This is a genomic window from Megasphaera hominis, from assembly GCF_014269395.1.
In the GTDB taxonomy this organism is placed as follows: domain Bacteria; phylum Bacillota; class Negativicutes; order Veillonellales; family Megasphaeraceae; genus Megasphaera; species Megasphaera hominis.
Window position 1 is genome coordinate 58,301 of record NZ_JACOGK010000014.1, and the last position, 10,915, is coordinate 69,215.

Genomic DNA, 10,915 nt, shown 5'->3' on the forward strand with positions numbered 1-10,915 from the left:
AAGTGAAGTACATGGATAATTTCGGTCCTTTAATTATTTTATTTGCCTTTATTATAGGTATTTCTATTTTAGGCGCCATCCCGGGTCTGAAAGACCGTAAGATGAGTGCTGAAAACTGGGCCGTCGGTGGCCGTAATTTTGGCCGCTGGTTGAACTGGTTCATTATGTGCGGCGAAGTATACACGGCCTTTGCTTTCCTCGGTGCCAGCGGTTGGGCCTATGCCCGTGGCGGCCCGACGTTCTACATCCTGGCTTATGGCGGTCTGGCCTATCTCGTTGGCTACCATGTATTGCCGCGGGTTTGCGCTTTAGGTCACAGACATAAACTGGTTACGCAGGCCGATATGGTCGAATACCTTTACGACAGCCGTCCTCTCGGCATTTTTCTTTCCTGCATTGGCGTGGCCTTCCTCTTGCCGTATCTGCAGCTGCAGCTGACGGCCCTGGGCCTCATCGTAGAAGTAGCTTCCTTAGGTGCTATCGGCCGTGTTACGGCGATGCTCATTGCCTTCGTCATGGTAGCTCTCTTCGTATTCCTGAGCGGCCTCAAAGGCGTTGCCTCTACGGCAGTCTTTAAAGACGTGTGCATGATTGCAGCCATGATCGGCTTCGGTATTTATCTGCCGTACCATTATTATGGCGGTTTTACGGAAATGTTCACGACCATTGAAGCGGCAAAACCGGGGTTCCTGACCTTCCCTGGCGGTACGCAGAATCTGGACGTTACCTGGGGCATGTCGACTATCCTCTTGACGGCCTTTGGCTTCTATATGTGGCCTCATTTTTCAACGAATACCTTTAGTGCTAAAGACCCGGATGTACCGCGTCATAACGCTATTTTCTTACCCTTTGCCCAGCTGGCCTTGATTTTCCCCATGCTCGTTGGCTTTACGGCTGTTATTTACTACGCCAGCAATCCTTTGCCGCAGGCCGATATGGCCTTCCTCTTCCTCGTACGGGATACTTTCCCGACGTGGGTATTAGGGATCCTCGGCGGTGCCGGTGCCCTGGCCTGTATGATTCCGGCTGCGGACTTGCTCCTTTCGACGTCCTTGCTGATTTCCCGTAACATTTACGTCAAAGGCTTCCGCCACAATGACGAAAACATTTCGCCGGAACATATGAAGAATATTGCCCGCTACCTGATCCTGGTTCTGACGGCGGTCGCTTTGTATCTCTCCATTTTCCATGCGAACCTCCTGGTTAACCTGCTCCTCACGGGGTATTCCGGCGTTACGCAGTTCTTCCCGACCATCGTCTTGGGCCTGTTCTGGAAGAAAGCCAGCAAGCTCGGTGCCGTATGCGGCCTCGTTGTTGGTGAAGCTCTCGTATTCCTGCTCATCCTGAGCAAAATGGATCCGTTCCCCTTGGGCGCCTTCCATGTCAATGCCGGCTTCTTTGCCCTTTGCATGAACGCTCTCGTCTTTGTTATCGTCAGCTTGCTCAGCAAATCGGGCAAGACCAAGATGATCTAAGCTTCATACGTGCTGTGACATACGCAGCCTGATAAAAATGGATTTCTGATCTGTATGGTTAGAAATCCATTTTTTTATAGTGTAGTACTTGGGCTGGAGAATATAAAATAAAGCTGTGCCAAAGAGGAGCAATCCTTCTTGGCACAGCTTTTTACTTTTGTATAGCCCGTTGGCGAGTAGGCATTACATACCGCGCAAACCTAACTGGACGGGATCTTCCGTATTTTGTGTGAAGTCGATGTGGGGCTGGTCTTTTAAGAGCTCCAGTGTATAGCCTACACCGGCAGCGGCGCCGGCGCGCAGGCCTTCTTCGTCGATATCAAATTGCGGCGTATGATGGTTGCCGCCACAGCCCTTTTCCAGGTTCTGAATCCCCGTAAAGGTAAAGACGCCCGGGAAGAGGGACAGTGTCAGGCCGAAGGTTTCCGAAGCCATCCAGGCTTCAACGGGGTAGAGATGATCTTTGCCCATGTATTTTTCGATAGCCTTTTCGGCGTAGTCCACGCACACGTCGTTATTGCGCACTTCGAGCAGGGGCTGCTTCATGCGTACGATTTCATAGGTGCAGCCGTAGGTGTCGCATTCGTTCTGCAGCATCTTCGTCAGATCTTCAAAGGCCTTCTTGCCAGCCTTTTCGTAGCTGAAGAAGCGGGACGAACCGCCGAAGAAGAGCTCGTTAGGAATGACATTGTATACCGAGCCGGCCTGGACGGTACCGATGGAAATGGTCAGGCATTCCGACGGATTAATCTGCCGCATGCGCCAGGCCTGGAGATTGCCGTAAAAGGCGTGGAAGCAATCAATGGGGCTCTGGGACAGATCAGGACGCGAGCCGTGACCGCCGTGGCCTTTGATCTTGATCTGGAAGGCAAAGCCGCCGGCCATAGCAGCACCGTGGACGACACCTATTTTGCCGGCCGGAATATCCCAGCGTACGTGCGTGCCGTAGCAGTAGTCGATGTGCTGTTTGACCAGGTAGGGCATGAGGTGCTGTGTTGCATCAGAGCCTTCTTCAGCCCGTTCGAACATGACGATGACCCGGCCGGACCACTGGTCTTTGATTTCCTGTAAGACCTTGGCTTCTGTCAGGACCATAGCCATGTGGCCATCGTGTCCGCAGGCGTGCATGACGCCGGGCTTTTTGGAAATGCAGGCCCGCTTTTGGTTCAGGTTGGTGTCTGCTTCCTGGATGGGCAGGGCGTCAATATCGGTTCGCAGGAGTACTGTTTTGCCCGGTCCGTTTTCGATAAAACCAAAAACGCCGCCGTGCGGTACGACTTCTGTACGCAGGCCGTATTCTTCCAGCTTCTTCTGGATATACTCGCAGGTTTCGTCTTCCACGTTGGATAATTCCGGATTTTCGTGGAAATAGCGACGCAAAGCAACCAGTTCATCATAGTGTTTGTTTACTAATGCTTGTACATCGATCATAGTGATCAATCCTCCCCCTGGTGAGTGTAGTAATCTGTATTGGCAGACGCCGAAGGAGCCTGCAATACAATGTAAGTATAACACTTGTATAAATAAAATAAAAGAAATAGCAGTAAATCTATTAAAAATTTTAATTACAATCTAATGATAAAGAAAATAGACCGGCATACAGCCCTCTGGTGCAGCGGCAGCCTGATTTTTTACGGTAAATTTACGGTAAAAATGTTTGACAATCCTTTCTTTTGCGCCTATACTAAATCCTGCAAAAGAACAACTCCGGTAGGTGAGGCTACTACAGGGATATGGACTGCTGCCGCAACAGGATGGAGACATCCCGCGCCGGTTTGAACAGGTTGTATCGACTAAGGTACAACATAACGCAGTTACACCGCCCTCTAGAGCCAAAGCTCGTACGGCGGTCATAGCAGATATACTATGCACATTCACGCCGTTCGGGCTCTGTCCGGGCGGCGTTTTTTGTGCCGATTTCTCAAGGAAAGGATGGTATCAGATAATGGATAGTTCTGATGGGGGCAGTCCGTCACATAGGGTAACCGTAACTACAGCCTGGTCTGGTGCCATGCTCCGTACGGGAAACCGGCACTGACCGGAATACCTCCTTAGTGGTTTTTGATTAAGGAGAAAAAAGAAATGAAAAAGAAAGTCATGGATAAGAAAGCACAAGCTGCAGCGGCTGCTACACAGGCAGCCCTCCAGGCAGAAGCAGCGCTTACCGTAACGGATCTGCTGCGGCAGCTGGGCACGTCCCAAGACGGCCTGAGCGAAGCAGAAGCAGCACAGAGCCGGGAAGCAAACGGCGAAAACCGGGTTACACGGGAAAAGAAAAAGTCCATAGGCCGTCGTCTGACGGAAGCCTTTGTCAATCCCTTTACGATCATCCTCGTCTTCCTGGCGGCCGTTTCTGTCGTGACGGATATGATCATCCCGATCATGCAGCACAATATGGACGACTACAATCCGGCTACGGTCATCATTATTTCCGTGTTGGTCATCCTTTCGGGGACCCTCCGCTTTGTCCAGGAAACGCGCAGTGGTGATGCGGCAGCTAAGCTCCTGGAACTGATTACGACGACCTGCACGGTCATCCGCAAGGGCGAAGGGAAGAAGGAAATTCCCTTGCAGGATGTCGCCGTCGGCGATCTCGTCTTTCTTTCGGCGGGCGATATGGTACCGGCAGACGTGCGCATTATAAAAGCGAAGGATCTCTTCGTCAGCCAGGCCTCCCTGACCGGTGAAAGTGCGCCCCAGGAAAAGGTACCATCTGTCGCAGCCGGTCATGAAGCCGTAACGGAACTGACGAACCTGGCCTTTATGGGGACTAATGTCATCAGCGGCTCTGCTACAGGCGTAGTCCTGCGCAACGGCGACCGCACCCTCTTTGGCAGCCTGGCCAGCTCTATGGCCCAAGAAGCACCGGAAACAAACTTTACGAAAGGCGTCAACTCCGTGTCGTGGATCCTCATCCGCTTCATGCTGGCCATGGTGCCCTTCGTCTTCATCATCAACGGCCTCACCAAGGGCAACTGGATCGCCGCCTTCCTCTTCGCGATTTCCGTAGCCGTCGGCCTGACGCCGGAAATGCTGCCCATGATCGTCACGACCTGCCTGGCTAAGGGCGCCGTTTCCATGTCGGAAAAGAAGACCGTCGTCAAGAGCCTCAACTCCATTCAGAGCTTTGGCGCCATGGACGTTCTCTGTACGGATAAGACGGGGACCCTGAGGCAGGACCGGGTGGCTCTCGAATACCACCTCAACGCCTTTGGCCAGCCGAGCCAGCGCGTACTGCGCTATGCCTATTTGAACAGCTATTTCCAGACGGGCTACAAAAACTTTATGGACCGTGCCGTCATCGCCCGGACGGAACGGGAAGAAACAGAAGACCCGCGCCTCATCGATTTGTCTGAAACGTATACCAAGGTCGATGAAATCCCCTTTGATTTCTCGCGGCGCCGCCTGTCGGTCCTCGTGCGTGACCGCTCTGGCAGCACGCGCATGATCACTAAAGGGGCCGTAGAAGAAATGCTCGCTATTTGCACCTATGCCGAACAGGGCAGTGACGACGTACCCCTTACGGACGACCTGCGCCGGCAGATCCTGTCCGTAGCAGATAAGCTTAACGACGAAGGCATGCGCGTCATCGCCTTAGCCCGTAAGAACGATCCTGCACCGGTCGGCGCCTTTGGCGTCAAGGACGAAGGGGACATGATCTTCATGGGTTACCTGGCCTTCCTCGATCCGCCTAAGGATACGGCCATGACGGCTATTGCCGCCCTGAAGGACCACGGCGTCGTCACCAAGGTCCTCACAGGGGATAACGAAAAGACGACGCGCTGCATTTGCCGCCAGGTCGGCCTGCCTGTAGACCACATCCTCTTAGGCAGTGATCTTGAAAACATGGATGACGAAACGCTCCAAAAAGAAGCAGAACGGACGACGGTCTTTGCCAAGTTATCGCCGGACCAGAAAGCCCGCGTCGTCACAGCCCTGCAGGCAGCAGGCCACACCGTAGGCTTCATGGGCGACGGCATCAACGATGCGCCGGCCTTAAAGCTCGCCGATATCGGTATTTCCGTCGACAGCGCCGTCGATATTGCCAAGGAATCGGCCGACATTATCCTCCTGGAAAAGAGCCTCATGGTTCTCGAACAGGGGATTATCGAAGGCCGCAAGACCTATGCCAACATGATCAAATACATCAAGATGACGGCGTCGTCCAACTTTGGCAATATGTTTTCCGTTCTAGCTGCCAGTGTCCTCCTGCCGTTTTTGCCCATGATGAGCCTGCAGCTCATTATCCTTAACCTGGTCTATGAAATTTCCTGTATTGCCATCCCCTGGGATAATGTCGATGAAGATTACCTCAAGGTACCGCGCAACTGGGATGCGTCGACTATTGGCAGCTTCATGATCTGGCTGGGGCCGACGAGCTCCGTTTTCGACTGGATTACGTACCTCGTCCTTTATTTTGTCATTTGTCCGTACTTCGTATCCGATGGGCTTACGTACCATCAGATTGCCACGACGGCCATGATTACCAGCGGCCCCATGGCCGGCCTCAGTGTCCGTGATGCCTATGAAGCCATGTTCCAGGCGGGCTGGTTCGTCGAATCCATGTGGACCCAGACACTGGTCATCCACATGATCCGCACGCCGAAGATCCCCTTCCTGCAGAGCCATGCGTCGGCTACGCTGACGACGCTCACCTGCGCCGGTATTGCTGTCCTGACGGCACTGCCCTTTACACCCATTGCCCGGGATTTGGGTTTCGTCGCCCTGCCGGGACCGTATTTCTACTTCCTTGCCGTCGTCGTCATTCTCTACATGCTCTTGGCGACGAGTGTCAAGAAAGCCTACATCCGTCATTATGGCTCCCTCCTTTAGGAACGGCCTGTTTATAGAAAGGAGAACTGCTATGCTTCTTATTGATCCCATTTTCTGGATTGGCCTGGGGGCCATTGCTGCACTGGTCTGCGTCATGCAGGTCTTATGCTGGAAGGTCCTTTCCAAGGCCTGAGCTAGCGATACAAAAGAGGTACTTCGCCACTGTGGTGAAGTACCTCTTTTTCGGTGCCTCCTAAAAGAGCAGGTCTAATTGGTCTGTCGATTTTTTTTCTAATTCCTGGTGCAGACAGGCTAAAAAATTCTGGACGCTCTGCCGTTTGTAGGCTGACTGCCTGACGACACAATACATAAGCCGTTTGGGAATTTTAAAGCGTGTCTGGCACCTGCGGATATGGGTGTTGTCAGCAATTTCTTCAGCTGCACTCAAGGGCACGATGGCCCAGCAGTTCTCTAAGGACGTAAACATTTGGAAGTTGCTCATGGTGGTCAGCTTGGCCAGAGGCTGTTCGGCCTGGCCAAAGGTTTTTTGGTGCCATTCCTGCATGGAATCGCTCCATTTGGCGGAGATTTCCCGATTGGGCAGCAGCTGGTTTTGTGAGACCGGATCTGTATAGCTGGAATTTACAGAGCAGATGATGACCATGGGCTCACTGAAGACGGGAAAAATAGAAAGGGAGCTCTCCATTTGGACGTCGCTGTGAAACATGATGTCCATGAGGTTGTCTGTCAGTTTTTTATTGGCAAAGGCCGGCGCATTGTCGGCTTCTTCTATTTCCAGGCGGTACATAGGGTATTGGCGCAAGAACTGCTCGTATACAGGTGGGAAGAGATACGTGCCTACGCTGTTGACGACGGTAATGCGCAGCTCTTCCGGCTCCTTCTTTTGGCGGATTGAGAGCATGTTGTGCGTAATGTCGCGATACTGGCAGGCATACTGATAGAATTGTACCCCTTCCGGGGTCAATTCCAGTGTCCGCGTGCCATTGCGGCGGAAAAAGAGCTGGCAGCCAATGTTTTCTTCCAGCTTTTTCAGGCGCGTACTCAAGGAAGACTGGGTAATATGCAGGGACTCGGCCGCCTTGGAGATACTCTTATGCCAGCAAATCGTCAAAAACGTTTCAATTTCTAAGTCTGTCACAGCCAGGGCCCCTTTATCGCGTGGATATATTCACTAGATTATCGATAGAGAAAAATACAATAGTATATATATCTAATAAAATAGAATAAAAACATAAAAAGTAAAATGAAACACAAAAATAATATGGTCTTTCATCCATATTATATAACATCGAATTCAACCATGCAAAATACTAAACTTATAAATATATAAAAGTTATTTACTAGCTTATTCTTAAAATATAACTGATAAAATAAATAATTCATTAGTATTTATGCTGATAAATATAAAATGCAATAAATATATAGATAAAGGAAAGGAGATTTCTTCTCGTAATTGGGACAAGAAAATTTAAAACCTGTTTTAAGTATTACTTAAAAGAATTTATATATTGATTTGAATGAATATATAAAAACGTAAACTTGAATTTTACAGGTATGTAATTATTCGCTACAATAAAAGAAAGTAAACACCGGTGTAACGAAAGCTTGAATTTTATACGTACGTAGACATCTATATTTCTATTTTAAAGGACGTGTACACGAGATCTTTTTTTGAAAATTATATATTTGTGGAGGTGTAGTTGTATGGAGTTTTTTGGCTTAATTGCTAAGGGCATGATGGCATACGCCGACTTTGTTTGGGGGTGGCCCTTATTGATCGGTACGTCGTTTGTCGCCGTATTCCTGTCTGCCCGTCTCGGTTTCTTCCAGTTTGCCTATTTTGGTCACGTCATGAAGAATACCTTTGGCAAAATCTTTGACAAAGGTTCCGGTGAAGGCAATATCAACCCCTTTAAGGCAGCCTGTACGGCCTTGGCTTCGACCTTGGGCGTTGGCAACATTGCCGGTGTTTCTGTAGCTATTGCTACAGGCGGTCCCGGTGCTGTCTTCTGGATGTGGTTCATTGCCATGCTCGGTTTGATCGTTAAGTTCTCCGAAGTAACCCTCGGCCTGGCCTATCGTGAAAAAGACCCGGTAACCGGCGTCTGGCACGGCGGTTTCCCGTGGTACGTCAAACACGGCCTGGGCGATAACTGGCGCTGGCTCTCCGTCATCTGGGCTGTTACCATGGCGGCTGGCATGATGTTTGCCCCGTCCATTCAGGCAGCGGAAATTTCTAACGCCATCAACACGGCCTTTGCCGTCAATCCGTATATCGTCGGTATTACCGTTGCCGTTCTCATGGCAGCTGTACTCCTGGGCGGCTTGAAGAGCGTATCGAACTTCGCCAATCTCGTCGTTCCTTTCATGGCTATCATTTATATCATTGGTGCCCTCTTTGTTATCATCGTCAACATCGACATGATTCCCCATGCCTTTGCCTTGATCTTCAAGGATGCTTTCACAGGCGCTGCTGCTGAAGGCGGCTTTGCCGGCGGCACGGTCATGCTGGCAGTCCGCTGGGGCCTGGCCCGCGGCATTTATTCGAACGAAGCCGGTACTGGTACCGCACCGCTGGTTCATTCGTCTTCGTCTGTAAACCACCCGGTAAAACAGGGTCTCTGGGGTATTTTCGAAGTATTCTTCGATACGATCGTCGTTTGCACCATGACGGCTATGGTCGTCATGACGTCCGGCCTCTGGACGTCCGGCGCTTCCGGTTCTGCACTGACGACAGCCGGCTTTGCTGCAGCCTTTGGCAGTGACGCAGCAGCGGCTATCTTCATTTCTGTTATCATCGCTTTCTTCGCCTTTACGACGTGCGTCGTCAACATTTACTACGGCGGCATCTGCTTGAACGCCCTGGGCATTGAAGGCATTTGGATTAAGATTTATTATGCTGTAGGCTGTGCCTGGGCCATCGTTGGTGCCATCGGCGCTGCTAAGACACTGTGGTCGACGTTCGACTTCTTCTACGGCACGTGCGTCATTTGCAACCTCATCGTCATCTTCCTCTTGAGCGGCAAGGTAAAACTCCTCGTCGACGATTACAAGAAACACTTAAAGGATGGCAAGTGGGATGCGTCCGCTGCCGATTGTGTAGCCCGCCTGGGTATCTGGCGCGATGAAGTGACACTGAAAGAAGAAGCACAAGGGAAGTAAGCAATACATTATGGAAATAAAGAGGCGATTGAAATGAAAGAGTTGGCAACACGAATCAGAACATTAAAGGGATCGGCTATCCGTCGCATGGTAGGCAAATCGTACGGTATGGATAATGTTATCAGCTTTGCGTTGGGGGAACCGGATTTTGTGACGCCGCCGCACATTATTGATGCAGCTATTAAAGCTTTAAAGGAAGGGAAGACTTTTTATACACCGAACGCCGGCATTCCGGCCTTGCGCGATGCCATTGCCGACTCGTACGTAAAGCGCGGCATGTCGTATACGCGGGACAATGTCATCATTACCGTTGGCGGTACAGAAGCGCTGCTCCTGTCGGCCTTGACACTTTTCGACGAAGGTGACGAAGTCATCGTTTCTAATCCCTATTGGGCCAATTATGTCGGTTTGGCAACGGAAATGTATGCTACGCCGGTATTGGTGGACGTCGATGAAAAGAACGATTTCATGTTTGATCCGGAAGAACTGGAAAAGGCCATTACGCCGAAGACCAAGGCCATTATGATGAACTTCCCGTCCAATCCGACAGGCGCGTTAGCGACGCGGGAAAACCTGGAAGCCATCGCTAAGATTGCCGTGGCTCATGACTTATACGTCATTACAGACGAAATGTACCATCGCCTGCTCTACACGGATGATGCCTTTGTTTCCCTGGCAGAAATGCCGGGCATGAAGGAACGGGCCGTCATCGTCGATGGTTTTTCCAAGACCTATGCTATGACAGGCTGGCGTATTGGCTACGCCGTAGGCAATAAGGATGTCATTGCCGGCATGATTAAGATGCAGGAATCGGCTGTTTCCTGTGTCTTCGAACCGGTACAGCTGGCCGCTTTGGCAGCCATTACGGGTGATCAGCAGCCCGTGGCAGACATGCTCAAGAAGTATAAAGAAAGACGGGCCCTGATCTTAAATGGCCTGAACACCATGATGGATGGAAAGATTACGTGCCGGGAACCCTTAGGTGCCTTCTACGTATTCCCCAATATTACGAAAACAGGCCTTTCGTCAGAAGAATTCTGCAACCGGCTCTTAGAAGAACAACACGTCGTAGCCGTGCCAGGCACGGGTTTTGGCAGCAATGGTGAAGGCTTTGTCCGTCTGTCCTATGCGACGAGTGAAGAAAAGATCCGCGAAGGCTTATTGCGTATCCAGTCGTTTATCCGTTCTCTTTGACGGCACACCTCCTTGCCAGAGAGACGAACGCGTTTAAGTATATGCCTTAACCACACAAAAAGGGGCTGTGAAATAACACAGACCCAAATAACAAAGGAGGTCCACCGACTCTTTCGAGTCAGCGGACCTCCTTTTGTGGTAAAATTTACATAACCAATGAAAAATTCAACCACTAATTATTCTAAACCAAAACAGGCAATTTTGCCACTATATATTTCAGATTTTCTGGATATTTGCGATCCGGTGTTGGTTTTCAACAGATTCATGGAGGGAATCAACTTGGAGAAGTA

General features: G+C 50.7%; 6 protein-coding genes and 1 riboswitch. Of the genes, 4 read left to right on the plus strand and 2 right to left on the minus strand.

The window, feature by feature from the left end:
• The first annotated feature begins 11 nt into the window (after window positions 1-11).
• On the plus strand, window positions 12-1,475 hold the full coding sequence (locus H8J70_RS06100) for a sodium:solute symporter family protein (RefSeq protein ID WP_186502970.1): 1,464 nt from the start codon (window positions 12-14) through the stop codon (window positions 1,473-1,475).
• A 183-nt stretch (window positions 1,476-1,658) separates the two neighbouring features.
• Here H8J70_RS06100 and H8J70_RS06105 read toward each other — a convergent pair whose 3' ends face one another.
• Entirely contained in the window at window positions 1,659-2,906 is a 1,248-nt protein-coding gene (locus tag H8J70_RS06105; RefSeq protein ID WP_186502971.1) for a M20 metallopeptidase family protein, read from the minus strand.
• 268 nt (window positions 2,907-3,174) lie between these two features.
• A riboswitch (M-box (ykoK) riboswitch) is annotated at window positions 3,175-3,330 on the plus strand.
• A 227-nt stretch (window positions 3,331-3,557) separates the two neighbouring features.
• Between H8J70_RS06105 and mgtA the strand changes: the two genes are divergently transcribed.
• Window positions 3,558-6,308, plus strand: a complete 2,751-nt coding sequence (mgtA, locus tag H8J70_RS06110; RefSeq protein ID WP_186502972.1) for a magnesium-translocating P-type ATPase — start codon at window positions 3,558-3,560, stop codon at window positions 6,306-6,308.
• A gap of 193 nt (window positions 6,309-6,501) precedes the next feature.
• Here mgtA and H8J70_RS06115 read toward each other — a convergent pair whose 3' ends face one another.
• On the minus strand, window positions 6,502-7,407 hold the full coding sequence (locus H8J70_RS06115) for a LysR family transcriptional regulator (protein WP_186502973.1): 906 nt from the start codon (window positions 7,405-7,407) through the stop codon (window positions 6,502-6,504).
• Window positions 7,408-7,973: 566 nt separating this feature from the next.
• Here H8J70_RS06115 and H8J70_RS06120 point away from each other — a divergent pair.
• The gene (locus tag H8J70_RS06120; RefSeq protein WP_222433605.1) at window positions 7,974-9,431 is read left to right on the plus strand and encodes an alanine/glycine:cation symporter family protein; all 1,458 of its coding nucleotides are present in this window, start codon (window positions 7,974-7,976) and stop codon (window positions 9,429-9,431) included.
• Between the two features lie 33 nt (window positions 9,432-9,464).
• Window positions 9,465-10,625: a pyridoxal phosphate-dependent aminotransferase gene (locus H8J70_RS06125; RefSeq protein ID WP_186502974.1), complete on the plus strand. Its 1,161-nt coding sequence runs from the start codon at window positions 9,465-9,467 to the stop codon at window positions 10,623-10,625.
• Window positions 10,626-10,915: the final 290 nt, after the last annotated feature.

Coding starts and splice junctions, on each gene's coding strand:
- H8J70_RS06100 (WP_186502970.1), top strand. CDS start 12: ATGGATAATTTCGGTCCTTTAATTATTTTATTTGCCTTTATTATAGGT.
- H8J70_RS06105 (WP_186502971.1), bottom strand. CDS start 2,906: ATGATCGATGTACAAGCATTAGTAAACAAACACTATGATGAACTGGTT.
- mgtA (WP_186502972.1), top strand. CDS start 3,558: ATGAAAAAGAAAGTCATGGATAAGAAAGCACAAGCTGCAGCGGCTGCT.
- H8J70_RS06120 (WP_222433605.1), top strand. CDS start 7,974: ATGGAGTTTTTTGGCTTAATTGCTAAGGGCATGATGGCATACGCCGAC.
- H8J70_RS06125 (WP_186502974.1), top strand. CDS start 9,465: ATGAAAGAGTTGGCAACACGAATCAGAACATTAAAGGGATCGGCTATC.